A 24,808-nucleotide genomic window follows, 5' to 3' on the forward strand; every position below is an offset into this window, starting at 1 on the left:
GCGGTCACTACTGCGCGATGTGCTGCGCGGCCAGCCGCACAGGCGCGTTCTGGGCGCCGTAACCCCGGTAGCCGTCCCGCTGCACCAGCTCGAAGAATACGCGGCCGACCGTCACGGTGTAGCAGTGCCGGAACTCCCCCTGCGCGTCGCGGTCGTAGAGGATGCCCAGCTCGCGATACGTCTCCAGCTCGCCGTCCGCGAACTCGTACCGTGCGGCCAGGTCGTCGTAGTAGTTGGCGGGGATCGGCAGCAGCCGGCCGCCGGACTCCCGGAAGCGGCGGGCCGCGGCGACCACGTCGTCCGTGGCGAGCGCGATGTGCTGGGCGTGCACGGTGTCGTCCGTGGGAGCCGCGCCGACGCTCAGGGCGATACGGACGCTGCCGTCGGCGTTGGTGACGGCGCGGCTGCGCATCAGTCCGTACGGGTCGGCGACGTCGACGCTCTCCTGGGGGTGCAGGCCGAGGACGCTGTGGTGGAAGAGGGTCGCCTCGTCGAAGTGGTGCCAGGGCTGGACGAGGGCGAGGTGGTCGATGCGGGTCACTCCCGGGGCCCCCGTGCCCTGCTCGGCGACTGCCGTGCCCTGCTCGGCGTGCCCTGTGCCCTGCTCGGCATTGGCTGTGCCGGTGAAGTCGGCGCGCCAGTTCGGCAGTTCGGGCCGGTCCGTCGCGCAGAAGAAGAGTTCCGTGCCGTCGGGGGCCGCGACCGCGTCCAGCGGGGCGTCCTCCGGAGCGCGGCGGCGGGGCAGGACCGGGGCCAGGAGGGCCTCGGCGCGGTGGGCGGCGCCGGTCGGGTCGGGGGACTCCAGGCCGATCGCGGCGAGGCCGGTGCCGTCCCGGCGTGCCGAGCCCTGGGTGTTGACCAGGATCCGGGCCTCGCCCTGCTGCCAGAGGTGGACCGGCTTGCTGCGGTGCCGTGCGGTGCGGGTGAAGCCGAGGGCGCCCAGGACGGCCGAGACCGGTCCGGCGTCCGGCGTGACGAGTTCGGCGAAGGCGACGCCGGTGGGGACGACGGGCGCGGGCGGCGTGGTCCGGCCGACCTCCTCCTGGAGGACCAGCAGGGAACGCTGGGCGTCCACGGCGGTCGGGCCGGCCTCGGCCTGGCGGAAGACGTCGTTGAAGACCTCCAGGGACAGCGGGCCGTCGTATCCCGTGTGCAGGACGTGGCGTACCAGCCCGGCGACGTCGAAGCCGCCCTGGCCGGGGAAGCAGCGGTAGTGGCGGCTCCACTGCAGGACGTCCATGGCGAGCAGCGGGGCGTCGGCGAGCTGGAGGAAGAAGATCTTCTCGCCGGGGATGTCCTCGATCCCTTCGAGGTCCTTGGGGTCGGAGGTGCGCGAGAGGATGTGGAAGCTGTCCAGGCAGGTGCCGAGCGCGGGGTGGCCGGCGGCCTCGACGATGCGCCAGGCGTGGTCGTACGTGTTGACGTGCCGTCCCCAGGCGAGCGCCTCGTAGGCGACACGGATGCCGAAGTCCTGCGCGAGGGCGGCAAGTTGCCCCAACTGTTCGGCGGCGAGCGCGTCGTCGTCCACCGCGCGCGGGTGCACGCTGGAGCAGACGAGGACGGTGTCGGCGCCCAGCCGCCGCATCAGCTCGAACTTGTGCCGGGCGCGACGCAGGTTGCGGGCGAACTCGTCGGCGGGCACGGCCTCGATGTCCCGCATCGGCTGGTAGAGGTCGATGGTCAGACCGAGGTCGGCGCAGCGGGCGCGGATCTCCTCGGGGGTGAGGGGGCTGGCCAGCAGGTCGTTCTCGAAGATCTCCACACCGTCGAAGCCGGCCCGGGAGGCGGCCGTGAGCTTCTCGGTGAGGGATCCGCTGAGGGAGACGGTGGCGATGGACGTACGCATGCCGGTACCTCTTCTCCTGGCTCTTCCTGTTCGCCTGGCTCTTCCTGTTGGCCTGGCTCTTCCTGGCTATTACTGGCTCGGGGTTCCCACGGCGTCCGCCAGCTCGGCGATGTCCGCGAGCATGCGCGCGCTGTCGGGCTCGCGTCCGGTGAACAGGCGGAAGGCGTCGGCGGCCTGGAAGACGGCCATGCCGCCGCCGTCGAGGGTGGCGCACCCGAGCGAGCGTGCCGTGCGCAGCAGTTCCGTCTCCAGCGGGCGGTAGACGACCTCGGCGACCCACAGCCCCGGGTGCAGCAGCTCCGCCGGCAGGGGCAGACCGGGGTGGGCGGCCATGCCGGTGGGGGTGGCGTGCACGAGGCCGTCGGCGTGGGTCAGCAGCGCGGGCAGCGCGTCGAGGGCGGCGCCGGCCGCGCGGCCCGCGCCGAAGTGCCGGTTCAGGGCGGCGGCGAGATCGGCGGCACGGTCGGCCAGCGCGTCGACCACGGTGACGCGCTCGGCGCCGAGCGTCAGCATGGCGTGCGCGACGGCCGCTCCCGCGCCCCCGGCCCCGAGCTGCACGACCCGCTCCAGCGGTACGTCGGGCAGACCCCGCGCGAAGGAGGCGGCGAAGCCGGTGACGTCCGTGTTGTGGCCGACGGACCGGCCGTCCTCGAAGACGACGGTGTTGACCGCGCCGAGCGCCTCGGCCTGCGGGGCGAGCGCGTCCAGGTGCTCGATGACGAGCTGCTTGCACGGGTGCGTGATGTTGAGCCCGTCGAAGCCCAGGTCGCGTGCCGCCCGCAGCAGGTCGCCCACCGCCTCCGGCGGGACGCCGAGCCCTTCGATGTCGATGAGCCGGTACAGATAGCGCAGGCCCAGCCGGTCGGCCTCCCTCTCGTGCAGCGCGGGGCTGAGCGACGGACCGATGCCGGAGCCGATCAGCCCGACGAGATACGAGTCCTTGGCGTCCTTGGCCACCGGGGGACCTCCTGAGCCGCTACTAATGTACGAACTGGTGAGTTAGTAATAGCAGCCGAACCGGAGCTTGGGAAGACCTGGCCCGGCACGCGCAGCGATCGGGCTTCTAGAATCACCGGCACGCGGGTGGGCCACCGGGGCGCGCTCACCCCTCGCCGAAGGAAGCCGATGACCAGCGTCGAAGAGCCGGCACGCAGCAACGGGCGGATCCGTGACGCCGCCCGCACCCAGGCCGAGATCCTCGACGTCGCGACGCAGGAGTTCGCCCGCGCCGGTTACGACGGCGCCCGCGTGGACGAGATCGCCGCCCGCACCCGGACCACGAAGCGGATGATCTACTACTACTTCGGCGGCAAGGAACAGCTGTTCACGGCCGTTCTGGAGCGGGCGTACGGCGTGATCCGGGAGGCCGAGCAGGAACTCGACGTCGAGCATCTGGACCCGGTCGCGGCCATCCGCCGGCTGGCCGAGGTGACCTTCGACCACCACGAGCAGCACCCGGACTTCATCCGCCTGGTCAGCATCGAGAACATCCACGGGGCCGAGCACATCGCCGCCTCCGAGAAGCTCGGCAAGATCGGCTCACCGGCCCTGGACGTGATCCGCCGGATCCTGGAGTCGGGACAGCAGTCCGGCCTGTTCACGGCCGACGTCGACGCCGTCGACCTGCACGCGATGATCAGCTCGTTCTGCTTCTTCCGGGTCTCCAACCGGCACACCTTCGGCGCCCTGTTCGGCCGTGACCTGGTGGATCCGGCCCAGCGCGAGCACTACCGGGCGATGCTCGGCGACATGGTGATCGCGTATCTGACGGCGGAGCGCGCGGCCGACTGAGGCGACGGGGCGAAGCAGCGGACCGAAGTCGTACGGCAGCACCTCTTGACACCCGGGAAACGTCGGCGCAACATCCGTAGCCACCGCTACTAACTACCCAGTGGGTTAATTAGCCGGGATCCGGCACATCCCCCTTCCCTGGTAGTCCCTCGTTTCCGCTCACTCCGCTTACGTTGGAGCCCCCTCGAAGGAGCACGCCGTGTCCGTCCCCGTCCCCCAGGCCCCGCCCGGGCAACCGAAGAAAGCCGCGACCGCCGCCTGGATCGGCAGCGCCCTCGAGTACTACGACTTCTTCATCTACGGCAGCGCCGCCGCGCTGATCTTCCCCGAGGTCTTCTTCGACGAGTCCGACCCGGCGACCGCCACCCTGCTGTCGCTGGCCACGTTCGGTGTGGCGTACGCGGCCCGGCCGGTCGGCGCGCTGTTCCTCGGTCACTTCGGGGACCGGCTGGGGCGTAAGAAGATCATGGTCTTCACGCTGATCCTGATGGGCGTGTCGACGTTCCTCATCGGCTGTCTGCCCACCCGCGACCAGGTCGGCACCCTCGCGCCCGTGCTGCTGGTGCTGTGCCGGGTGCTCCAGGGCATCTCGGCGGCCGGCGAGCAGGCCAGCGCCAACTCGATGACCCTGGAACACGCGCCACCGCACCGGCGCGGCTTCTTCACCAGCTTCACGCTGAGCGGCACCCAGGGCGGGCAGCTGCTGGCCACCCTGGTCTTCATCCCGATCGCCGCGCTGCCGGATGAGCAGCTGCTGTCGTGGGGCTGGCGGGTGCCGTTCTGGATGAGCATCGCAGTCGCCGTCGTCGGCTATGTCATCCGCCGCAAGCTGGAGGAGACGCCCGCCTTCGAGCAGCAGGCCGCCGCCGAGGGCGTCGTCAAGCTGCCGCTCGCGGTGCTGATGCGGGACCACTGGGCGGATGTGCTGCGGGTGGTCGCCGGCGCGCTGGTCGCCTCGGTCAGCACGATCTTCACGGTGTGGGCGCTGTCCTACGCCACCAGCGACTCGGTCGGGATGAGCAGGTCCTCCATGCTGTGGGTGGGCGCCCTCGCCAACCTGGTCGCGCTCGCCGCGATCCCGCTGTGGGCCACGCTGTCGGACCGCATCGGCCGCCGCCCGGTGTTTCTGATCGGCGCGGCCGGCAGTGCGGTGACGATGTTCCTCTACCTGTGGGCGATCTCGACCGGCTCCTACCCGCTGACCCTGCTGCTCGGCGTCATCGCCTTCGGAGTGGTCTACAGCGCCGCGAACGGTGTCTGGCCCTCCTTCTACGGCGAGATGTTCTCCACCCGGGTCCGGCTGTCCGGCATGGCGATCGGCACCCAGATCGGCTTCGCGGTCGCCGGTTTCGCGGTCACGTTCGCCGCGCAGATCGCCGGTCCGGACGGCGACGACTGGTCCGCGGTGGCGCTCTTCACGGCGGCCCTGTGCGTACCGCCGGTCGTGGCCGCGCTCTCGGCCCGCGAGACGGCGAAGGTTCCGACGGAGCTGCTGGGCGAGCGCGAGCCGCGGAAGGCGGCCCAGCCGGAGAAGGTCACCGCCTGAGCCTGCGCCGACCGCGCGCCGCCCTTGCGTGAACTCCCTGGTCCCCGGACGCCGTGACGGCTCCGGGGACCAGGGCTGTCCGCTGGACCAGTGGTGTCACCCCGACACCAGCAGATCCGTCCAGCTCTCGGCCACCCGCTCCAGGGAGAAGCCCTCCCGCACCTGCGTGCGGGCCAGCTCGCCCGCGGACCGCCAGCCCTCCTCCCCGAGCGCGGCGATCGCCTCCGCCATCGCCTCGGGGTTGTCGTGAATCCACCGCCGGTCGTAGATCTCGTCCGCGCCGGGCCACGGCAGCAGCGACGGTACGGCGCCGGAGGCCATCCCCTCGGCGGGCGCCAGGTGGAAGCTCTCGTCGTCGCTGGTGGACAGCACGTGCCCGACCCGCCGCAGCCAGCCCGCCACATCCGGGCCGAACGCGTCGAAGACGACGGCACCCTCCAGCAGCGGCGAGGTCTGCATGCGGCGCAGCACGGCGTCGTAGTGCTCACGTTCCTCGGGCTTGTTCCAGATCCACCAGTACTCCCAGGGCGGCTTGGACTTGACCGACAGATGCCAGCGCCGGTCGCGGGCGCGCAGCGCCTCCAGCACGTCGAGGCCGAGGTCGAGACGTTTGCGGCTGGGCGCGATGCCGATCATGCCGAGGCGGTGGTGGGCGCCCGGTGCCTTGGGGCGGTCCAGCTGGTCGGTGTCCACCCAGTTGGGGACGACGACGACCTTGGACGCGGGCCAGCCGGTGTGCTCGCGGGTGCGGCGGGCGTAGTACGGGCTGACGCACACCACCCGGTCGACGGCGTCGATGTCGACCTGCCGGGGCCACCCGGCGTCCAGCTCGAAGCGGTGCAGCCGTACGACGAGCCGGCTGCCGCGCCGCTTGTGGCGGCTGTACCAGACGGCCGCCGGACCGCACCACTCGACGATCACCACGTCCGCCCAGTCGGCGAGTTCACGGCTGGCGTCCGGGTCGTGGCGGGACAGCGCCGGCCAGGCGTCGACCCGTACCTCCAGGCCGGGCAGCGAGCGGAAGTGGTCGAGGAGCCGGGTGAGGAACTTCAGGTCGTGCCCGGCGACTCCTACCCGCAAGGGCCGTTGACGGGCCGTCACCGCGGTGGGCGGGGCGGGGAAGGCGCGGTCCAGGTGGGCCCGCCAGCGGTCGGCCGCGCCGTCCAGGGTGTGGTGGCGGGCGGCCTCGCGGCAGCGGTCGGCCGCCAGGCGCCGGGCTTCCGGCTCGCGCGCGACCCTCGCCACGGTTTCCGCGGCGTCGTCGAGTCCGGCGCGTCCGGGCACGAACAGCGGATAGTCGCTGCCGAGCAGCGCCTCGTGGGCGGGGGTGCGGTTGAGGACCACGGGCAGACCCATGGTGCCGAACTCCAGGACCTTGGTGGACAGTTCGAGGCTGGAGTCGAGCACCGGGTCCCGCCAGCCGAGGCCCACGTCGCAGTCCGCGGCGATGCGCATGGCCTCCTCACGGGGCTGTCCGCCGTGGTGGAGGACGCCGGGGGTGCCGGCCAGCGCACGCGCCATCTCCGCCTGGAAGTCCGGGTGGCCCGGGTCGTCGTGGATCTTGTCGCCGACGGTGTGCAGTTCGGCGGCGACGCCTCGCCGGGCGAGCAGCTCAGGCAGCCGGGTCATGGGCAGGGTGTTCCAGCGCGGTGCGAACTTGCCGGTGTAGACGAGCCGCAGAGGGTCGTGCGGGGCGTCCCTCTCGGGCATCGGGAAGCCCGGCTCGGGCACGGCGGGCGGGCTCAGCACGCACTTGCCGTATGCCTCGGGCACCCAGGTCTCCAGGAAGCAGCGCAACTCCTCGGTCTGGCACAGGAGTCGCTGCGAGGCCTCGGCGATACGGCCGAGTTCCGCGCGGGCCGTCTCGGTCATCTCGGCCGCGGACTGCGGGATGTCGGTGAGATAGGCCCAGATCCGCCCGTCGAACATGCCGTCGGTCACGACCCGCGCGACCAGCCGCCGGCCGCGCAGTACCAGCAGGTCGCAGGGGTCCTCCTCGTCGAGCCGGGTGAGCACCTGCGAGGCCTGCACCGGCGACATGGGCCGGTCGGCCGGTCCCGGCAGCAGCCGCTCCTCGTGCGGGCGCACCAGGGTGACCCGGGGCAGCTCGGCCAGCGGATCGGTCAACCGGGCGGTGCGTATGGGGGACTTGAGGAGCAGCCGGGTGTCGCAGCCCGCCCGGGACAGCGCCTGCACCGTCGACTGGGCCCACACGGCGGAGCCGTCGATGAGGTTGAGGTCGACGTCGCCGTAGACGAGCGCCCGCAGCGTACGAGTCATGACGGCTCCTTCCCGCGCACGGCGAACAGTCGGTGTCCTTGCCCCGCCCAACTGCCGGGATCGGTGCCGGACATGTGCAGCGACCGGCGTACCAGCAGCGGACGCAGCGACGGTACGAAGACGTAGTCGTCAGCGGTCGGCGTATGGCCCACCGCGTCGGCGCCGGACCACTCCTGGGCGCACATCAGGTCCAGCAGCAGGGTGTCCGGCCGCTCCTCGGTGAGGTCCGTCCAGTCGGCGACCCAGGACGCCAGGGGCTGCCCCCGGCGCACGGTCACTCCGGCGGCGGTGAGTTCGTCCAGCCCCGCCTCATCGGGTACGACGACCTCGACCGGGCGGTGCAGCTGGCCGAGCACCTGCCCGACGAGCCGGGCGACATCGGTACGGTCCCGGGGTGCGGCCAGCACGGCGACGCGCCGCTCGTCCAGCGGATCGGGGGCTCCGGCGAGTTGCGCCAGCTGCGACAGCCGTACCCGTGTGCTGTCCTCCCGGAACACCTCGCGCAGCCGTTCCCTGCCCTGAGCGGCCGGGTCCAGCCGGGCGAGCCGTACGCCGGTGTCGGTGTCGATGACCGCGTCCCAGGCGAGCCGGGCGAGGCCGGGCGCGGCGGAGGCGGGACCGTCCCGCCACAGCACGGCCGAACGGCCCAGCACCCGTTGCTCGGCCAGGAGTTCGGCGAGGGTGCGGTCCAGGTCGGGGGCGAGGCCGGTGCCGGTGAGCCACCAGGGTCCGTCTCCCGTGCAGGCGCTCAGCTGCACGACGAGCACGTCGGGGTCGGTGCGCTGCACGAGCAGCCGTCCGTCATGGGGCAGCAGCCGGTTGACGACCGCGTCCGCCGCGAAGTCCTCGGCGGTGGCGGCCGTCAGGATCCCGGTGACGACGAGACGGTCGCGGGGCTCAGAGGTCAGGGCGCGGTGGGCCAGGTGGAACCGGTCGTCGACAGGCGCGTCCGGCTCGGTCCGGGCCTGCGGCGCGTTCGCGGGCGCCTGCCCTGCGGTGCGGCGCCGCCCGCGCCACAGTCCGTACAGCTCCCCCGGCAGTCGGGCCGCGCCCCGCTTCGGCGAGCGCGCCGCCGACACCAGCGCCTTTCCGACCCGCAGCGAGGTCGAGCCCTCCAGCATGGCCACCCGCGCCTGCAGCACATCGACCCGGTCACGGGCGGCACGCAGCCCGGCGGCCAGCTGCTCCTTCTCCCGTACGGCGGCGGCGAGCCGCTCGGCGAGCCCGTCCTGCCCGGCGGCGGCACGCGTGTGCTCCGCCTCCTCTACGGTCCGCTCCAGGTCCAGCACCCGGGCGCGCAGGGACCGGGAGGCGAGGTCGGCGAAGACGTACTCGTCGGCGATCCGCAGGGCCGTGGCGTAGCCGTCGGACGGCACGGGCCGGCCGAAGAAGTCGTGCGGCGGCAGGAGCTCGTCGGTGCGGGCGATGACCGCGCCGGCGTGCAGATGGACGTAGTCGAGCGGTGCCGCGCGCAGGACCTGGCAGCGCTGGGCCACCAGGTGGTCGAGGAGCCGGTGGTAGGGGAGTTCGGAGCCGCCGTGGCCGAACACGATCAGCCCGCGCGCACCGGGCCGCATCCGCGCCAGCACCGCGTGAACGGCGTCCTCGCCGCCGTGCAGCTCGGCTCGGGGTCCGTACGACAGGAGGGCCAGCTCCCCCTCGGTGACGGGTCGTTCCTCGTCGCCGCGCAGGGCGACACCGGGGGGCAGGTGCAGGTACGGCTCCAGACTCAGCGCGCCTCGGGTCGCGTCCACCACCGTCGTGACGCCGTCGAGGTGCGGATGGAGCAGGTCGGTCAGGCGCATCAGCGGGTCCTCGTGAAGACGTGGAAGCCGACCCGGTTCTCCCGGAAGCCGTACGGCCTGAAGAGGGTGTGCCGCAGGCCGAGCGGCTCTAGTTCGGCGCGGTAGGCGGCGATCGGGCGGTGCACGATGTAGTCGCCGCGGGTCGTGCGATCGGCGGTGTCTTCGTCGGTGACGATCAGGCGGCCGGCAACGCGGATGAGGGAGGCCATGTTGCGCAGACCGGCCGCCCACGCCTGGTCGTCCAGTACATGGAACAGGACGTCCACGCAGACAACGATGTCGTACGGCCACGGACTGCGCCACTCGTCGAGCCCGGCGACGGCGTAACGCGGACCGCCGCCCTCGGCTCGGGCGTGCGCCACGGCGGTCGGACTGGCGTCGAAGGCGTCCACCCGATGGCCGCAGCGGGCCAGGGCACGGGCGAAGTACCCCTTGCCGCAGCCGGCGTCGAGCACGAAGAGCGGGGCGGCGGGGCTGGACAGGTCACCGACGAGGGTGAGCAGGGTGCCGAGCCGCTGGGCGTAGAAGATCTCGTTGCCCGAACGGTCCAGTCCGATGTGCCCGCCGGAGGCGAGCTCGTCGTGGTCGGCGTGCCGGGCGTCCCAGTACGTCCGCATGTCGTCGTGCGGGCGTGCTCCGTCGCGTGGGCGTGCTCCGTCATGTGGGCGTACTCCGTCGTATGGGCGTACTCCGTCGTATGGGCGCATGTCGTCGTGCGTGCGCGTGTCGTCAGCCATGGCGCTCCAGCCACGTCGTGAGCACCCGGGCGATGCGGGTGCCCGCCCGGCCGTCCCAGAGCGGGGGCCCCTCACTCGCCGCCGCTCCCCCGCCGTCCAGCACCTTGCGCAGCGCGGGCACCAACTCCCCGTGTGTGACAAGGCGGTTGGTGCCATGGGTGACGGTGACCGGGCGCTCGGTCGTCGTGCGCAGGGTCAGGCACGGGACACCCAGGACGGTCGTCTCCTCCTGCACGCCTCCCGAGTCGGTGATCACCGCGGCGGCTCCCCGCACGAGGCTCATGAACTCGACGTAGCCGAGCGGGTCGAGGAGATGGATGCCGGGTGCGTCCGCGAGTCCCGCCGCGCTCAGCGCCGCCTGGCCGCGCGGGTGCAGCGGTACGGCCAGGTCGAGATGGCGGGCGGCCTCCGTCAGGACGCGGGCGGCGGCCGCGGCGGCCTCCGGGTCGTCCACGTTGGCGGGCCGGTGCAGGGTGACGACGCCGTAGCGCTCGGGCAGCCGATGGGCCGTTCGGGCGGTCGCCGGGTCGAAGTGGTCCAGATGGGTGAGCAGGGTGTCGATCATCGGGTTGCCGACGAAGTGCACCCGCTCGCCGGCGATGCCCTCGCGGGCGAGGTGGCCGACGGCCTCGGGGCTCGTGACGAACAGCAGCTCCGCCAGCTGGTCGACCAGCCGACGGTTGGTCTCCTCCGGCATCGCCATGTCGAAGCTGCGCAGTCCGGCCTCGACGTGCGCCACGGGGACGCCCAGCCGGGAGGCGACGAGCGCGGCGGCCAGTGTCGAGTTCACGTCGCCGTACACCGTGACCAGCGCGGGTGAGCGGGCGGTCAGCTCGGCCTCCAGGGCCACCAGCAGGTCGGCGATCTGGCGGGCGTGGCTGCCGGAGCCGACACCGAGGTCGGTGTCGGGTTCGGGCAGGCCGAGTTGCCGGAAGAAGATGTCCGACATCCGCTCGTCGTAGTGCTGCCCGGTGTGCACGAGCACCTGGTCGCAGCCCGCCGCGCCGAGCGCGGCGACGACCGGCGCGGCCTTGACGAAGTTCGGCCGGGTGCCGACCACGTGGAGTACGCAGCCGTTCAATGGTTGCCTCCGTGTTGATGGCTCGGTCGCCTGCGGGGTGCTTCAGCCGGTGTCGAGACGGCGATCGTGCTCGACCCTTCGGGCCTCCGCGCGTTCGCCGTCTCGACACCGGCGCACCCCTTCGGCTCCCTCGCGGCCGGTGTCGTCGGACCAGTGAGGTTGGTGGGCCGTGGCCGACGTTGCGGCCTACCTTGGCGATATGTCTGGTTATGTTCGCTATGTTCCTCGGGTCCTCAGTCTGGCCGCCTCCGTGGCGCTTGGCGAGCTGCGTCAGGATCCGGCGCGGGCGGCGCTGCTTGCCGTGCGGCTGGTGCCGGGGCGTGCTCGGCGTGGGTTGCGGCCGCTCGAACGGCGGCTGGCCGGGCGTGCCATGGCCCTGGGGCCGGCCGCGGCGCCCGCCGCAGTGCGGGTGCCCGCGCCCGCCGGGCGGTCGTTCTCTCCGGTGCCGGGGCGGGTGCTCCATCTGGTCACCAGCGGGCTGCCGTTCCGGCACGCCGGTTACACCGTGCGCACGCAGAAGCTCGCCGAGGCCCAGCTGGCGGCCGGCCTCGATCCGCATGTCGTGACCCGGATCGGCTTTCCCGTGACCCAGGGGGTGCTGGACGCCCGCCCGTCACAGCGCGTGAACGGCATCCCGCAGCACCGGCTGCTGCCGCTGCGGCTGCCGTACGGGCAGGCCGCGCTGCTGGCCCGCAACGCCGAACTGGCCGCCCGGCTGGTGGAGCGGCTGCGGCCCGCGGTGCTGCATGCGGCGTCCGACCACGGCAACGGGCGCGTGGCGCTCGCCCTGCGGGAGACATACGGGCTGCCGGTGGTCTACGAGGTGCGGGGCTTCCTGGAGGAGACGTGGCTGACGCAGGCGCCGGGCCGCAGCCGGGACGACGAGACGTATCGGACCCGACGCGCCCTGGAGACGACCTGCATGCGTGAGGCCGACCTGGTGCTGACGCTGGGTGAGGCGATGAAGGCCGAGATCGTGGACCGCGGCGTGCCCGAGGAGCGGGTCCTGATCGCGCCCAACGCCGTCGACGACGACTTCCTGGCCCCACTGCCGGACGGGGCACCCGTGCGCGCCCGGCTCGGCATCGCGCCGGACGAGTTGGTCGTGGGCACGGTCAGCAGCCTCACCCCGCTCGAGGGCATCGGCACATTGCTCCATGCGGGTGAAGAGCTGATCCGGCGTGGTGTCCCGCTGCGGCTGTTGATCGTCGGCGACGGGCCGGAGCGCCCCGCGCTGGAGCGACTGGCCGCCCGGCTGGGCCTCGCCGACGGGGTCGTCCTGTTCACCGGCCGGGTTCCGCACGCTCAAGTGCGGCAATTCCACGCCGTGTTGGACGTGTTCGCGGTGCCGCGCACCGACGAGCGCGTCTGCCATCTGGTGACTCCCCTCAAGCCGGTCGAGGCGATGGCGAGCGGTGTTCCGGTGGCTGCGAGTGATGTCACCGCACTGAGAGAACTGGTCGAACCGGAGGTTAACGGAAGGCTAATCAAGCCTGAATCACCATATTCCTGGGCTGATGAGATTGAAATACTCCTTTACAGTCGAAAACGGCGCACTGAGTGGGGAGCAGCCGCCCGCGCGACGGTCGCGCGTGACCGCACCTGGAAGCGCGTCGCCGCCACAACCCGTGAGGCGTACCGCGCTCTGGGCAGCCTTGATGCGAAGCCTTGATGCGGGGTGAGTCCCATGCAGGTCGAACAGGCCGGACCGCTCGGGGAAGAGAGCGAACCGCTCGGGGAAGCAGAACGGCCCGATCACGTGGATCTGGCGGTGATCGGGCTCGGCTACGTAGGACTGCCGCTTGCGCGTGAGGCGGCGTCGGTGGGCCTGAGAGTCGTCGGACTGGACCGCGACCCCCGGGTCGTGGAGGCGCTCAACACCGGGCACTCCCATGTCGACGACGTCTCCGACGAGGACGTCCGCCGGATGCGGGCGGCCGGGTTCGGCGCGTACACGGACGAGGCATGTCTGGCCCGTGCGCAGAACGTGGTGATCTGTGTGCCGACGCCGCTCGGCAAGGACGGCGGGCCCGACCTGGCCGCGGTCACCTCCGCCGTGCGGACGGTGGCGGGCCGGCTGCGGCCCGGACAGCTGGTCGTGCTGGAGTCGACCACCTATCCGGGAACCACCGAGGAGGTCGTACGGCCGCTCCTGGAGGAGTCGGGGCTGCGCGTCGGAGTGGACGTCTCGCTGGCGTTCTCGCCCGAGCGCATCGACCCCGGCAACACCGCGCACGGGCTGCGCACCACGCCGAAGGTGGTCGGCGGCTGCACACCGTCCTGTGCGGCGCGCGCGGTGGCCTTCTACGGCAAGCTCGTCGACACCGTCGTCCAGGCGAAAGGCACCCGCGAGGCCGAGATGGCCAAGCTGCTGGAGAACACCTACCGGCATGTGAACATCGCCCTGGTCAATGAACTCGCCGTGATCAGCCACGAGTTGCACGTCGACCTGTGGGACGCGATCCGCTGCGCCGGCACGAAGCCGTTCGGCTTCCAGGCGTTCCGCCCCAGTCCTGGGGTCGGCGGGCACTGCATTCCCATCGACCCCAACTACCTGTCGTACAAGGTGCGTTCCTCGCTCGGCTACGAATTCCGTTTCGTGGAGCTCGCCCAGGAGATCAACCGGCGGATGCCGGAGTACGTGGTGCGTCGCGCCCAGGATCTCCTCAACACCGCCGGCCGTCCGCTGCACGGCTCGCGGGTGCTGCTGCTCGGGGTCACCTACAAGCCGGACGTGGCCGACCAGCGGGAGTCGCCAGCGCTGCCGGTGGCGCGGCTGCTGCGGGAGCGGCAGGCCGAGGTCTCGTTCCACGACCCGCATGTGCGGGTGTGGTCCGTGGACGGGGCGAGCGTCCCGCGCGTGGACGACGTCATGGCGGCGGCGCGCGAGCACGACCTGACGATCCTGCTCCAGGACCACTCCGCCTACGACCTGCCGGCCCTGGGCGACACGGCCCGGATGCTGTTCGACACACGGGGGCGGATCTTCCGGCCCGGCGTCGAGGTGCTGTGACCGTCGCCTGATGCCCGGGCTGTCGTTCACAGGTGGCTGTCACCGTCCGCGACTGTCGGTGACGGTCATGGCCAGTGACCGCCGTTCTCGGGACCGTCGAAAAAAGGTGCTCTGATGCGGATACTCGTCGTCACCGTCGTCCACCATCCCGAGGACGCGCGGATCCTGCACCGGGAGATCGCCGCCCTGCGGGAGCGCGGCCACCGGGTCGTGTACGCGGCGCCGTTCGCCGCCCGGCAGATGACACCGCGACCGAACGTCGAAGGCGTGGATCTGCCCCGGGCCGCCGGCCGGGACCGCCGTGCAGCCTTGCGCGCGGCCCGCACCCTGATCGCCGCGCGGGGGCCCAAGGTGGACGTCGTGCTGCTGCACGACCCGGAGTTGCTGCTCGCGCTGCCCGGCACCCTGCGCCGTTGGCGACGCGGGGGACGCGCGCCCGTCACCGTGTGGGACGTGCACGAGGACACGGCGGCGGCGCTGGTGATGAAACGGTGGGTGCCACGGCCCCTGCGGCCGCCATTGCGATTGGCCGTACGGGCGGTGGAGCGCCTGGCCGAACGGCACCTGCGGCTGCTGCTCGCCGAGGACGCCTACCAGCAGCGCTTCCGCCACCCCCACCCCGTGGTGCGGAACCTCGCGACTGTGCCGCCCGAGGCCCCCGACCCGCCGGGCGACGACCGGGTCGTCTACCTCGGGCACCTGTCGCGGGCACGCGGCGCTCTGGAACTCATCGAAACGGCACGGCTGCTGGGTCCGGACGTCCACGTCGACGTCATCGGCGCGGCGGACCCCGAGGTGCGGGGCGCGCTCACCGAGGCCGACCGGGACGGCGTACTGCGCTGGCACGGCTACCTGCCCAACGACCGCGCCCTCGGCCTGCTCTCCGGCGCCCTGGCCGGCCTGTCCCTCCTGCACGACCAGCCCAACTACCGTCACTCACGGCCCACCAAGGTCGTGGAGTACATGGCCCACGGCGTCCCCGTCATCACCACGCCCACCCCCCTCGCGACCGACCTCGTCGAAACGTACGGCTGCGGCCTCGTCGTCCCCTACAGGGATCCCGCTTCGGCGGCAGCGGCCGTACGGCGCCTGCGCGCCGACCCGGAGCTGCGGCTGGGCACGGCCACCCGGGGGTGGGAGGCAGCGCTGTCGGACCTCAACTGGGCCGACCACGCCACCGAGTTCGTGATGTGCCTGGAGGCCTGGGTGAAGGAGGCGTCCGTGCCTCCGACGCCCGCTACGAGTTCGACCAACCCCTCCGGCACAGCACCAGCCGGTACCCGTCCGGGTCCTCGACCGTGACGCCCCACTCGTTCCAGTAGGGGTTGGGCGACAGGACCCGCTTGCCGCCGTGCTGTTCCAGCCGGGCCACCACGTCGTCCGGCACGGGGCCGTCCACGTGGATGACGAGGAGATCCTCCTCGGTCGGCCGGGGTTCGACGGGGTGGGCCGGCTCGTGGACGAGTTCCAGGTGCCAGTCCGCGTCCGGCCACCCCACCATCAACAGCTCGTGCCCGCCGGGCTCCCCGCCGCCGGCCGTCCGCCATACGACCCCGAGCCCCAGCCCCTCGACCCAGAACCGCTCGGCCGCCGCGAGGTCCCTGGACGGGCGGGCGATGCGGATGTGGCTGCGGGTGTCGAGCGCCATGGCGATCTCTCCTTGTCACGTCCGGGACCTTGTCACGTCCGGGACCTGGTCACGTCCGGGGCTTGGTGACGTCAGGGCGTCGTGAGGTCCGGGACTTCGGTGAACCACTCGGCAGCCTAGGCGGCCTCTCGCGCCCGGACCATCGGCCATCGGCCCTCCGCCCCCGGGCCTAGGGCCGCTGCCTACGGCGGATACGGGAGGTGACGGAGATTCAGCCCCGGTTGTCCCCCGCGGGGATGCCGTACACCCGCTCCACCCGCAACCGCAGCACGAGCCTCCGGTCCCGGACCATCGCCGCTCGGAAGTCGTCCCAGTCGGGGTGCTCGCCCAGGACGTCCCGGTAGAGCCGGACGAGCTCCTCGGCCGTGGCGTCGTACGGCTCCTTGGCGACCGGTGCCAGGTCCGCCGTGCCCTCGGCGACGACGTAGGCCCGCCGGTCGGGGCTCGTGACGTGGTACGACGCCCGGGGGTCCCGGCGCAGATTGCGGGTCTTGGCGCGGTCGTCGGTGATCGAGACGCGGATGAGGCGTTCGTCGGGGTAGTAGGCGTGGCTGACGTTCGACAGCTGCGGCCGGCCGTCGCGCTTGAGGGTGACCAGCACCCCGCCATGGCCCTCGGAGAGCAACGTGAGCAGTGCGTTGTGTGTGGCGTCCTGGGTGGCGTCCTGAGTCATGTCTCCATCAACCCTGTCGGCCTGCTCGGGCATTCCGGCATCCTCACCGGTCTCCGTAGACACTGTCTACTGGATCATGGTAGACAGTGTCTATGTCTACTCCCGAGCAGGAATCCGATACAGGGCTGCGGGCCCGACTGGTCGACGTCGGTGTGGAGCTCGTGGCGCGGGAGGGCGTGCAGGCGCTCACCCTGCGGGAGATCGCCCGTCGGGCGGGCGTCTCGCACGGCGCGCCGCGCCGCTACTTCCCGACCCATCTGGAGCTGCTCTCGGCGATCGCCCGCCGCGGCTTCGGGGAGTTGGCGGAGCGGACGACCGCTGCTGCGGCGGCGAACACCGACGGTCCGACGACTCCGCGGGAGCAGCTGACCGCACTGGGGCGCGTCTATCTGGAGTTCGCGCTGGGCAACCCCGGCATGTACGAACTGATGTTCCGTCATGACTTGCTGGGGAGCGGTCACTTGGGGCTGCGGGACACCAGCCTCCCCCTCTTCGGCCGACTGGTGGACCTCGTCGGCCAGGTGCGCCCCGGCGCCGACGCCCGTCTCGTCGCGGGGGCGTTGTGGGCCAACCTGCACGGCATCGCCCAGCTGTGGGGCTGGGGAAGCCTCCAACTCGCCACGGGGGCCGACGACTTCGTACCGCTGCTGCGGTCGGCGCTGGACGCCCACCTCGGGGCGGAGAGCGAGTGAACCCGCGCCTCACCCTCGCGAGCAGCATCGTCGGCGCCGTGATCGTCGCGCTCGACGGCACCGTCCTGACCGTCGCCCAGCCCATGCTGCAACGCGACCTGGGCGCCTCCTTCGCTCAGGACCAGTGGACCAGTACCGGCTATCTCATCGCGGTGGCGAGCCTGTTGGTGTTCGCCGGGCGGCTCGGTGACCGGTACGGGCACCACCGGCTCTTCGGGGTCGGGATGCTCGGCTTCGGGGCCGCGTCGGCCGGTATCGCGCTCGCGCCCGGCGTCGGATGGGTGATCGGGCTGCGGGTCGTGCAGGGCGTGTTCGGGGCGCTGCTCCAGCCGGCCACGCTGGGGATGCTGCGGGCCGCGTTCCCGACCGACCGGCTGCGGACCCCGATCGCCGTGCGGACCGCCGCGATCGGGGTGGCGGCCGCTGCCGGACCGGTGGTGGGCGGCGCGCTGGTGGCGGGGCCGGGCTGGCGGGCCGTGTTCCTGCTGAACGTCGCGCCCGCCGTCGTCTTCGGCATCCTCGCCCTCACGGTCCGGCAGCCCCCGCGCACCGCCTCCCCCACCCGGCTCGACCTGCCCGGCGCCCTCCTGCTCGCGGTGACCCTGGCCTGTCTGGTGCACGCCCTCGTCGGGCTGCCGGGATGGGCCTGGACCGCCGCGACCGCAGCCGTCACGGGTGCCCTCTTCGTCCGGCACGAGCGCCGCACCGTGAGCCCGCTGCTGCCGCCGGACGTCATCGGCTCGCCGGCCGTCGGCTCGGCGCTCGGCATGCTGGTGGCCGCGTCGGCGGCGCTGTCCGGCGCGTTGTTCGTCGGCACGTTCCTGTTGCAGGACACGCTCGGCATGGACGCGTTCCACAGCGCCCTGGTCAGCCTGCCGCTGGCCCTGCTGATGGTCCTCGCGGCGGCCACCTGCGCGGTGCTGCTGCGCCGGGCCGGGGCCCGCCGTACGACCACGGCCGCGATGGCCCTCCTCGCACTGGGGATCCTCACCCTCTCCCGCACGGGCGCCACTCCCGCTCTGTGCGCCGGGTTCGCCCTGGTGGGGGCCGGGTTCGGCACGGTGATGGTCGCGGCGACCCATGTCGTCGTACGGGAGGCGGCCGTCGAGTCGGCCGGGGTGGCGGGCGGGCTGCAGCAGACCGCGATGAACGTCGGCCCGGTGCTGGGCGTGGCCGCCGCGACCCCTCTCATGGTGTCCGGCGAGGGCCCCGGGCTGCCGCTGAGCGTCCTCGCCGCCCTCGCCCTGGCCGGTGCGGCGCTGGGCCGGGGGTTGCCGGGGCGGGAGGGCGCGACGATCGACGATCATGGCCAATCGCGGGACCGTACACGCGTTCCTGCGCGACGATGAGTCTGAGGCCGTTCCGGCGGGGTATGCCGGTCCGCACCTCGTCGTTCGTATTCGGAGGAGAGCGATGGCACTGCTGACACAAGAGGTCGACCCGGGTGAGGTCGGGCTGGACGCGAAGGCGCTGGACCGCCTCGACCAGCACTTCGCCCACTACGTCGACGAGGGCCGGATACCCGGCTACCTGGTGGCCGTCGCCCGCGGTGGACGCGTCGCCCACCTCGCCACGCACGGCCACCGGGACGTCGCGGCGGGGCTCCCCGTCGAGGCGGACACGCTGTGGCGGATCTACTCCATGACCAAGCCGGTCACCTCGGTCGCCGCGCTGCTGCTGGTGGAGGAGGGCAAGCTTTCGCTCGACGACCCGGTCGGCCGCCACCTGCCCGCCTTCGCCGAGCCCCGGGTGTACGTCAGCGGATCCGGCGCCGACACGGTGACCCGCCCGGCCGACGGGCCGCTGAGCGTCCGGCATCTGATGACGCACACCGCCGGGCTGACCTTCGCCTTCTACCACTCGCATCCCGTCGACGCCCTCTACCGCGACGCCAACCTGGAGTCGGCGGTGCTGCCCGGCTCCGATCTGGCCAGGACGGTCGACGTGTACGCGAGCCTGCCGCTGCAGTTCGAGCCGGGGACGCAGTGGAACTACTCGGTCGCCTCCAACGTGCTCGGCCGGGTCATCGAGGTCGTGTCCGGGCAGCCGCTCGACGAGTTCTTCGCGGAACGGATCTTCCGGCCGCTCGGGATGACCGACGCCGGGTTCTGCGTGAGCGGCGAACAGAAGGACCGGCTCTCCGAGTTGTACGGCGAGACCGAGGGCGGCGGCATCGAGCCGATCCCCGGCCTCCCGCTGCACGGCCGGCCCCGCTTCCTGTCCGGCAGCGGCGGTATGGCGGCCTCCGCGCACGACGTCCACCGCTTCATGGAGCTGCTGCGCCGCCGCGGCGAACTGGACGGCACCCGTCTGTTGACCCCCGAGACCGTGGACCTGATGACGTCCAACCACCTCCCGGGCGGCGCCGACCTGCGGTCCTTCGGCAGCCGCCCCGCCCATGACGAGCCCGGCAACGACGGCCTCGGCTTCGGCCTCGGCGTCTCGGTGGTGATCGACCCGACCCGTACGAAGGCTCCGGCGGGCCTCGGCACGTACGGCTGGAGCGGAGTGGCGACCACCACGTTCTGGGTCGACCCGGGCCGCGATCTGACGGTGCAGTTCATGACCCAGGTGCGGCCGAAGACCTCGCACACGATGTTCCAGGACCTCAAGCGGCTCGTGCACGAGGCCGTCACGGAAGGCTGACCCGCCGCGGTCACCGGTCCACGCGCAGCGTGAACTCCACTGCCTCCAGGGCGAGTTCGCGCAGCCACTCCTCCGAGCGGGCCGCCGTCTCGGCGGCGCGGTTCAGGCCCGCCGGCAGGGTGCCGTCCAGGATGTGCCGGACGCCGAGAGCGAGGGGGCGGGAGACACAGCGGGCCATGGCGCTCTCCTCCTCGTCGCCCACCAGGTCCAGCAGGTAACTGCCGGACCAGCTCTGCCCGCCCCCGCCGCGCACGTCGAGCGACACGGCGAGGACGACCCGGTCCCGGTCGGCGTCCGTGGTGGGGTAGGCCGCCGCCAACTCCCCTGCCAGGGCGGCGATTCGGGCGTCGTCGCCGGTCTTCAGCTCCTCGAAGACGGCGTCCCAGGCCTGCAGCCAGCCCTCCAGGCGCAGGGTGCCCCGCACGAAGGTCTGCGGTTTCCACGCGGGCGGCAGCCCGTACTGCTCGACGAACGGGACGCTGTCGCGGTTGGGGTAGACCTCGAACGCCTCCCCGTCGACGACATGCCGCCGTGTCACCTCCCACGGCCGCTCGGCGACGGTCTCGGCACCGTCCTTGAGGTAACGGGCCGGTGCGCGCAGGGCGTTGAGAACACCGGCGGGCGCCCAGCTGAAGCGGTACCTGAAGTCGTTCGGGACGGCGGGGACACCTCCGCAGTACGAGGTGAGGCTGTACGAGGCGGCCGTGTCGTCACCGACGGCCGTCCGGGCGCGGCCGACCAGGCAGTGCGCGAAGAGGTGGTCGATGCCCGGGTCGAGGCCGGCCTCGGTGAGGACCACGAGCCCGGCCGCCTCGGCCGCGGGCACCTGTCCGAGGACGGCGTCCGACACATAGCTGGAGCAGGCGAAGTGAGCCTGTTCCCGGATGCAGGCCGCGAGGAGCCCGGCGTGCTCCGGGGCGGGCAGCATCGATACGACCACGTCGCCCGGCGCCAGTTCGGCCGTGAGCGCGGAGAGGGTGTACGCGCGGGGCTCGGCGCGTCCGGTGAGGCCCAGCCTGTTCAGGGCGTCGGCGGCGCGGTCCGCGGTGCGGTGCCACAGCCGTACGCGGTCGGCCGTGTCGCACAGCCGGGCCAGACCGCTGCCGGTGGACAGTCCGGCGCCGACCCAGTGGACGGTGCCGCTCGCGGGCACCCGTGCGGAGCTGTCAGCCATGGCGGTACTCCCCTTCTGCTTCTGCGATGCCGAGTTCGCGGGCGGCCTGGTGGTACCGGTCCCGACAGCGCCCCCAGGGTCCGCCCGTCTCGAAGTCCAGCAGCTGGGGCAGCAGCGCCGCCGAGAAGTCGGTGCTGGACTCGCGGGGCAGCAGGGAGGGCAGGTTGTCGATGGCGATCAGGTCGAGCGGGGGTTCCTTGCGCAGCCGGCGCACGGGGTCGGTCCAGTCGGTGGTGCGGTCGTAGACCGGCAGGACGTTCAGGGGGGAGCCGACGTCGACGGTGACGTCGCAGAGAGTGCGCAGCCGTCGGGCGGGGTCGTCGAGGTCCTGCTCGCGCAGGAAGGGCGGGATCGGGGTGGTGGCGAGGACGGCGTTGACGAGGACGTCGTGCGCGAGGAGGGCCGGGCGGTCAAGGTCGCGGGTCTCGGCGAGGTCCCAGGGCGTGGCCGCCTCGACCCCGGCGGTCATGAAGGCGAGGCGCGCGCCCCGTCCGCTGCGGCCCAGGGCGCCGATCACGAGGGCGGTGAACTCCTCGTCGTCGTGGGCGGGTTGGAGGGTGGCGTCCAGCTCCTCCTTCGACGTCGGCGTGAGCGGCGCGACGAGCTTCCCCCGATGCTGGAGGACGGCGAGGGCGGCTCCGAGATAGCCGGCCCAGAAGCCGAACGCGGCGAGGCGGCGGCCGTCGTCGTCCACCAGGTACTCCAGGTCGAGCAGGACGCCGCCGCCCTGGGCGAACCGGCGGAGCAGGTCCTCGGCGCCGGGCTGCTGCTTGTAGGCGTGGCCGAAGTAGATGTGCCGGTGGGTGAGCTCGCCGGGCCGGACGGGGAGTTCCTTCAGCCCGATGACCACGACCTGTTCTGGCGCCGACACCCAGGAGCCCGCGGGCGCGACACGGCAGCCGGCGGCGTCGTACTCCTCGATGGGGAAGATCCGCTGCGGGGACTCCTCGACGGTCAGCGTCACCCCGCTCTCGACGAGCCGCCGGGCGTCGGCCGGCACGATCGGAGTGCGTCGTTCGGTGGAACGGACCTCGTGGCGCAGCCACAGATGGAGATCGGTCATACGCGGTTGGCCTCCGGGCGCGGGGCGTCGGCCATGAACCGGCCGGCGCTCAAGGGGCTGACGTCCACGAAGGGTACGCGGCCGAGGTACAGGTCACGGATGACCTCGCCGACGGCCGGCCCCTGCAGAAAGCCATGGCCGGAGAACCCGGTCGCATACAGAAAGCGGGATACGGAAGTCGCCTCGCCGATCAGCGCGTTGTGGTCCGGTGTGACCTCGTACAGGCCCGCCCAGCCTCCCGTGCGGCGCAGGTCGAGCAGGGCGGGGGCGCGGTGCTCCATGGCCTCGGTCAGGCGGGGGATCCAGCGGTCGTGGGTGTCGGTGGCGAACCCGGGGCGCTCGTCGGGGTCGGACATGCCGAGGAGGAGACCGGGGCCCTCGGTGTGGAAGTAGAGGCTGGTGGTGAAGTCGATCGTCATGGGCAGCTGCGGCGGCAGTCCGGCGACCGGTTCGGTGACCGCGATCTGGCGGCGCAGCGGCACCACGGGCAGGTCCACGCCGACCATCGCCCCGATCGTGCGCGACCAGGGACCGGCCGCGCAGATCACCGTGTCGGTGGCGATGCGCCCGATGGTGGTGGTCACGGCGGTGATCCGGTCGCCGTGCACGTCGACGCCGGTGACGTCGTTGTGGCGTAAGAGCCGCGCCCCGTACTCACGGGCTGCGGCCGCGTATCCGTGGACGACGGACTCGGGGGTGCAGTGGCCGTCGTCCGGCGAGAACGCGGCCGCCAGCAGTCCGTCGGTGGTGATCAGCGGGGAGAGCCGCTGCGCCTCGGCGGGGTCGATCATGCGGCTCGGCACGCCGAGGGCGTTCTGCAGCCGGACGCCCGCCTCGAAGCGGGCGACCTCCTCCAGCGTGGAGAGCAGGAACAGATAGCCGACCCGGTGCAGCCCGATGTCGTACCCGGTCTCGTCCTCGAACCGGCCGAACGCCTCCAGGCTGCGTGCCCCGAGCTGGATGTTGAGCTCGTCGGAGAACTGCGCCCGCACGCCCCCGGCCGCCTTGGACGTGGACCCGGACGCCAGTTCGTCCCGCTCGACGAGGACGACGTCCCGTATCCCGGCACGGGCGAGGTGATAGGCGATGCTGGTCCCCATCACACCGCCGCCGATGACGACGACACTCGCACGCATGTTCACGGGCCCACCTTCCTGGAAGTCGTCGGTCGTTCCCTCTTCCTGTCCGGATGGGCCTCGCGGCAATCAGGACAGGTGCGCGACCGCGTCCAGATGGGGCAGGTGGTGGTCGAGGCGCTCACGCTTGGTGCGCAGGTAGGTGATGTTGTTCTCGCACGGCGGGATCAGCAGCGGGACCTGCTCGGCGATCTCGATGCCGTGCCGCAGCAAAGCGTCGCGCTTGCGCGGGTTGTTCGACATGAGGCGGACGCTGTTCACGCCGAGGTCGTGCAGGATCCCGGCGGCGACGCCGTAGTCACGGGCGTCCACGGGCAGGCCGAGCGCGAGGTTGGCCTCGACGGTGTCCAGGCCCTCCGCCTGCAGCGCCATCGCCCGCAGCTTGCCGAGCAGACCGATGCCGCGGCCCTCGTGGCCCCGCAGGTAGACGACGATGCCACTGCCCTCGGCGACCACCGCGCGCAGTGCGGAGGCCAGCTGGTCGCCGCACTCGCAGTGCTGGGAGCCGAAGGCGTCGCCCGTCAGGCACTCGGAGTGCAGTCGGGTGAGGACGTTCTCCGCGCCTATCTCCCCGTACACCAGGGCCACTTGCTCGTCACCGCGGTCGTGGTCCATGTAGCCGATCGCGCGGAATTCCCCGTACACGGTGGGCAAGGGGGCATTCACCACGCGTTCCACGCCGGAACGCTGCGTCCGCTGTGCGGACTTCTTGCCGAGGACGCCAATTTTATCTGTCATGATTCTTCAGTTCCTAAGCAGAGACGAAAGGCCGGAAAAGATGAGTGATTCGCAGACGCGGCCGGCGGCACACTCGCTGGTGCCGGCGGACACCTCCGACGATGTACGGACGCGGGGCGCGGGTGTCTCACGACAGGTCGCGGTCCTGCCCGTCGGAAGCTTCGAGCAGCACGGCCCGTACCTTCCGCTGGCGACCGACACGCTCGTGGCCTGCGCCATCGCGCGTGAGATAGCCGCCGCACACCCGGTGCACCTCCTTCCGCCGGTGACGATCTCCTGCTCGCACGAACACGCGGCCTGGCCGGGGACCGTCAGCATCTCCTCCGTGACCCTTCATGCGGTGATACGGGACATAGCGGCTTCGCTCCGCCGGTCCGGTGTCGACGCTCTGGTGCTGGTCAACGGGCACGGCGGAAATTACGTACTGGGCAATGTCGTTCAGGAGTCCTCCGCGCAGGGCGAGCGAATGGCGCTGTTCCCGGCCCCGGAGGACTGGGAGGAGGCGCGGGAGCGGGCGAGGGTGGAGACCTCGCTGCTCACCGACATGCACGCGGGGGAAATTGAGACCTCCATCCTTCTGCACACTCATCCCGAATTGATCCGACCCGGTTATGAGACTTCCGATTTCGTTGCGGACGACCGCCGTCAGCTGCTCACCCTCGGTATGTCCGCCTATACCGATTCGGGTGTCATAGGCCGCCCTTCGCTGGGTTCCGCGGAAAAGGGGAAGCGCCTGCTGGCGAGCCTCGCGGATTCCTTCGGCGCGTATGTGTCACTGCTGACCTCCGCGGACGATTCCGTACGGGACACGGGAGACGCACGAAAATAGCGGCTGGGCTCCGGGTCCGCCACGGCTGCGGCGGAGCCGGAGCGCGTGCGCAGGCCGGTGTACCAGCGGGCGACGAGGACGAGGGCGCCGGGCAGGGCGGCCACGAAACT

The 24,808-nt window shown here is 72.0% G+C and carries 21 protein-coding genes; 9 read left to right on the top strand and 12 right to left on the bottom strand.

The window, feature by feature from the left end; translation table 11 throughout:
* Nucleotides 1-7 precede the first annotated feature (7 nt).
* Nucleotides 8-1,846 carry a bifunctional sugar phosphate isomerase/epimerase/4-hydroxyphenylpyruvate dioxygenase family protein gene (locus OHT51_RS07130; RefSeq protein ID WP_328878044.1) on the bottom strand — a complete coding sequence of 613 codons (1,839 nt, stop codon included), beginning with the start codon at nucleotides 1,844-1,846 and terminating at the stop codon, nucleotides 8-10.
* A 69-nt stretch (nucleotides 1,847-1,915) separates the two neighbouring features.
* Entirely contained in the window at nucleotides 1,916-2,803 is an 888-nt protein-coding gene (locus OHT51_RS07135) for a shikimate dehydrogenase (RefSeq protein ID WP_328878045.1), read from the bottom strand.
* Nucleotides 2,804-2,971: 168 nt separating this feature from the next.
* Between OHT51_RS07135 and OHT51_RS07140 the strand changes: the two genes are divergently transcribed.
* Together OHT51_RS07140 and OHT51_RS07145 are read left to right on the top strand one after the other, a co-directional pair.
* Nucleotides 2,972-3,637 carry a TetR/AcrR family transcriptional regulator gene (locus tag OHT51_RS07140; protein WP_328878046.1) on the top strand — a complete coding sequence of 222 codons (666 nt, stop codon included), beginning with the start codon at nucleotides 2,972-2,974 and terminating at the stop codon, nucleotides 3,635-3,637.
* 199 nt (nucleotides 3,638-3,836) lie between these two features.
* A complete protein-coding gene (locus tag OHT51_RS07145) occupies nucleotides 3,837-5,183 on the top strand; it encodes an MFS transporter (RefSeq protein ID WP_328878047.1) in 1,347 nt (448 codons plus the stop codon).
* A 96-nt stretch (nucleotides 5,184-5,279) separates the two neighbouring features.
* On the opposite strand, the gene OHT51_RS07150 is transcribed toward OHT51_RS07145, so the two are convergent.
* From OHT51_RS07150 to wecB, 4 genes are read right to left on the bottom strand one after another with little or no spacing between them, the layout of a single operon-like run.
* A complete protein-coding gene (locus tag OHT51_RS07150) occupies nucleotides 5,280-7,463 on the bottom strand; it encodes a glycosyltransferase (RefSeq protein ID WP_328878048.1) in 2,184 nt (727 codons plus the stop codon).
* A complete protein-coding gene (locus OHT51_RS07155; protein ID WP_328878049.1) occupies nucleotides 7,460-9,268 on the bottom strand; it encodes a hypothetical protein in 1,809 nt (602 codons plus the stop codon). Before OHT51_RS07155 ends, OHT51_RS07150 begins: the two co-directional genes overlap by 4 nt.
* Complete coding sequence (locus OHT51_RS07160) at nucleotides 9,268-10,005, bottom strand: class I SAM-dependent methyltransferase (RefSeq protein WP_328878050.1); 738 nt, start codon at nucleotides 10,003-10,005, stop codon at nucleotides 9,268-9,270. The genes OHT51_RS07155 and OHT51_RS07160 overlap by 1 nt, the downstream gene beginning before the upstream one ends.
* The gene (wecB, locus tag OHT51_RS07165) at nucleotides 9,998-11,086 is read right to left on the bottom strand and encodes a non-hydrolyzing UDP-N-acetylglucosamine 2-epimerase (RefSeq protein WP_328878051.1); all 1,089 of its coding nucleotides are present in this window, start codon (nucleotides 11,084-11,086) and stop codon (nucleotides 9,998-10,000) included. The genes OHT51_RS07160 and wecB overlap by 8 nt, the downstream gene beginning before the upstream one ends.
* A gap of 169 nt (nucleotides 11,087-11,255) precedes the next feature.
* On the opposite strand from wecB, the gene OHT51_RS07170 reads away from it, so the two are divergent.
* From OHT51_RS07170 to OHT51_RS07180, 3 genes are all read left to right on the top strand, one after another.
* Complete coding sequence (locus OHT51_RS07170) at nucleotides 11,256-12,758, top strand: glycosyltransferase family 4 protein (RefSeq protein ID WP_328878052.1); 1,503 nt, start codon at nucleotides 11,256-11,258, stop codon at nucleotides 12,756-12,758.
* A 15-nt stretch (nucleotides 12,759-12,773) separates the two neighbouring features.
* On the top strand, nucleotides 12,774-14,099 hold the full coding sequence (locus OHT51_RS07175) for a nucleotide sugar dehydrogenase (RefSeq protein ID WP_328878053.1): 1,326 nt from the start codon (nucleotides 12,774-12,776) through the stop codon (nucleotides 14,097-14,099).
* Nucleotides 14,100-14,213: 114 nt separating this feature from the next.
* Entirely contained in the window at nucleotides 14,214-15,401 is a 1,188-nt protein-coding gene (locus OHT51_RS07180; protein WP_328878054.1) for a glycosyltransferase, read from the top strand.
* On the opposite strand, the gene OHT51_RS07185 is transcribed toward OHT51_RS07180, so the two are convergent.
* Both OHT51_RS07185 and OHT51_RS07190 read right to left on the bottom strand, forming a co-directional pair.
* Nucleotides 15,337-15,747, bottom strand: a complete 411-nt coding sequence (locus tag OHT51_RS07185; protein WP_328878055.1) for a VOC family protein — start codon at nucleotides 15,745-15,747, stop codon at nucleotides 15,337-15,339. The two genes, OHT51_RS07180 and OHT51_RS07185, sit on opposite strands and share 65 nt — an antisense overlap.
* A gap of 211 nt (nucleotides 15,748-15,958) precedes the next feature.
* The gene (locus tag OHT51_RS07190) at nucleotides 15,959-16,420 is read right to left on the bottom strand and encodes a TIGR03618 family F420-dependent PPOX class oxidoreductase (protein WP_328878056.1); all 462 of its coding nucleotides are present in this window, start codon (nucleotides 16,418-16,420) and stop codon (nucleotides 15,959-15,961) included.
* Between the two features lie 92 nt (nucleotides 16,421-16,512).
* On the opposite strand from OHT51_RS07190, the gene OHT51_RS07195 reads away from it, so the two are divergent.
* The 3 genes from OHT51_RS07195 to OHT51_RS07205 all read left to right on the top strand — a co-directional run bounded on the left by OHT51_RS07195 (nucleotide 16,513) and on the right by OHT51_RS07205 (nucleotide 19,758).
* Complete coding sequence (locus OHT51_RS07195) at nucleotides 16,513-17,112, top strand: TetR/AcrR family transcriptional regulator (RefSeq protein WP_328878057.1); 600 nt, start codon at nucleotides 16,513-16,515, stop codon at nucleotides 17,110-17,112.
* On the top strand, nucleotides 17,109-18,461 hold the full coding sequence (locus OHT51_RS07200; RefSeq protein WP_328878058.1) for an MFS transporter: 1,353 nt from the start codon (nucleotides 17,109-17,111) through the stop codon (nucleotides 18,459-18,461). Before OHT51_RS07195 ends, OHT51_RS07200 begins: the two co-directional genes overlap by 4 nt.
* Nucleotides 18,462-18,525: 64 nt before the next feature.
* On the top strand, nucleotides 18,526-19,758 hold the full coding sequence (locus OHT51_RS07205) for a serine hydrolase domain-containing protein (protein WP_328878059.1): 1,233 nt from the start codon (nucleotides 18,526-18,528) through the stop codon (nucleotides 19,756-19,758).
* Between the two features lie 10 nt (nucleotides 19,759-19,768).
* On the opposite strand, the gene OHT51_RS07210 is transcribed toward OHT51_RS07205, so the two are convergent.
* From OHT51_RS07210 to ribA, 4 genes are all read right to left on the bottom strand, one after another.
* Nucleotides 19,769-20,932 (bottom strand): saccharopine dehydrogenase family protein, encoded by a 1,164-nt coding sequence (locus OHT51_RS07210; RefSeq protein ID WP_328878060.1) that lies wholly within the window; start codon nucleotides 20,930-20,932, stop codon nucleotides 19,769-19,771.
* Nucleotides 20,925-21,995, bottom strand: a complete 1,071-nt coding sequence (locus tag OHT51_RS07215) for a saccharopine dehydrogenase (RefSeq protein ID WP_328878061.1) — start codon at nucleotides 21,993-21,995, stop codon at nucleotides 20,925-20,927. Before OHT51_RS07215 ends, OHT51_RS07210 begins: the two co-directional genes overlap by 8 nt.
* Nucleotides 21,992-23,131, bottom strand: a complete 1,140-nt coding sequence (locus OHT51_RS07220) for an NAD(P)/FAD-dependent oxidoreductase (RefSeq protein WP_443052423.1) — start codon at nucleotides 23,129-23,131, stop codon at nucleotides 21,992-21,994. Before OHT51_RS07220 ends, OHT51_RS07215 begins: the two co-directional genes overlap by 4 nt.
* A 69-nt stretch (nucleotides 23,132-23,200) precedes the next feature.
* Entirely contained in the window at nucleotides 23,201-23,869 is a 669-nt protein-coding gene (gene ribA / locus OHT51_RS07225) for a GTP cyclohydrolase II (RefSeq protein WP_328878063.1), read from the bottom strand.
* A gap of 40 nt (nucleotides 23,870-23,909) precedes the next feature.
* Here ribA and OHT51_RS07230 point away from each other — a divergent pair, with 40 nt between their 5' ends.
* Complete coding sequence (locus OHT51_RS07230; RefSeq protein ID WP_328884264.1) at nucleotides 23,910-24,698, top strand: creatininase family protein; 789 nt, start codon at nucleotides 23,910-23,912, stop codon at nucleotides 24,696-24,698.
* Nucleotides 24,699-24,808: the final 110 nt, after the last annotated feature.

This window comes from Streptomyces sp. NBC_00299 (genome assembly GCF_036173045.1).
Taxonomy (GTDB): Bacteria; Actinomycetota; Actinomycetes; order Streptomycetales; family Streptomycetaceae; genus Streptomyces; species Streptomyces machairae.

What these genes read in the sequence shown, in the direction of transcription:
- OHT51_RS07185 (WP_328878055.1), bottom strand. Translation starts at nt 15,747, where the DNA reads ATGGCGCTCGACACCCGCAGCCACATCCGCATCGCCCGCCCGTCCAGG.
- OHT51_RS07215 (WP_328878061.1), bottom strand. Translation starts at nt 21,995, where the DNA reads ATGACCGATCTCCATCTGTGGCTGCGCCACGAGGTCCGTTCCACCGAA.
- OHT51_RS07150 (WP_328878048.1), bottom strand. Translation starts at nt 7,463, where the DNA reads ATGACTCGTACGCTGCGGGCGCTCGTCTACGGCGACGTCGACCTCAAC.
- ribA (WP_328878063.1), bottom strand. Translation starts at nt 23,869, where the DNA reads ATGACAGATAAAATTGGCGTCCTCGGCAAGAAGTCCGCACAGCGGACG.
- OHT51_RS07220 (WP_443052423.1), bottom strand. Translation starts at nt 23,131, where the DNA reads ATGCGTGCGAGTGTCGTCGTCATCGGCGGCGGTGTGATGGGGACCAGC.
- OHT51_RS07140 (WP_328878046.1), top strand. Translation starts at nt 2,972, where the DNA reads ATGACCAGCGTCGAAGAGCCGGCACGCAGCAACGGGCGGATCCGTGAC.
- OHT51_RS07155 (WP_328878049.1), bottom strand. Translation starts at nt 9,268, where the DNA reads ATGCGCCTGACCGACCTGCTCCATCCGCACCTCGACGGCGTCACGACG.
- OHT51_RS07190 (WP_328878056.1), bottom strand. Translation starts at nt 16,420, where the DNA reads ATGACTCAGGACGCCACCCAGGACGCCACACACAACGCACTGCTCACG.
- OHT51_RS07175 (WP_328878053.1), top strand. Translation starts at nt 12,774, where the DNA reads ATGCAGGTCGAACAGGCCGGACCGCTCGGGGAAGAGAGCGAACCGCTC.
- OHT51_RS07205 (WP_328878059.1), top strand. Translation starts at nt 18,526, where the DNA reads ATGGCACTGCTGACACAAGAGGTCGACCCGGGTGAGGTCGGGCTGGAC.
- OHT51_RS07180 (WP_328878054.1), top strand. Translation starts at nt 14,214, where the DNA reads ATGCGGATACTCGTCGTCACCGTCGTCCACCATCCCGAGGACGCGCGG.
- OHT51_RS07160 (WP_328878050.1), bottom strand. Translation starts at nt 10,005, where the DNA reads ATGGCTGACGACACGCGCACGCACGACGACATGCGCCCATACGACGGA.
- OHT51_RS07210 (WP_328878060.1), bottom strand. Translation starts at nt 20,932, where the DNA reads ATGGCTGACAGCTCCGCACGGGTGCCCGCGAGCGGCACCGTCCACTGG.
- OHT51_RS07230 (WP_328884264.1), top strand. Translation starts at nt 23,910, where the DNA reads ATGAGTGATTCGCAGACGCGGCCGGCGGCACACTCGCTGGTGCCGGCG.
- OHT51_RS07195 (WP_328878057.1), top strand. Translation starts at nt 16,513, where the DNA reads ATGTCTACTCCCGAGCAGGAATCCGATACAGGGCTGCGGGCCCGACTG.
- OHT51_RS07130 (WP_328878044.1), bottom strand. Translation starts at nt 1,846, where the DNA reads ATGCGTACGTCCATCGCCACCGTCTCCCTCAGCGGATCCCTCACCGAG.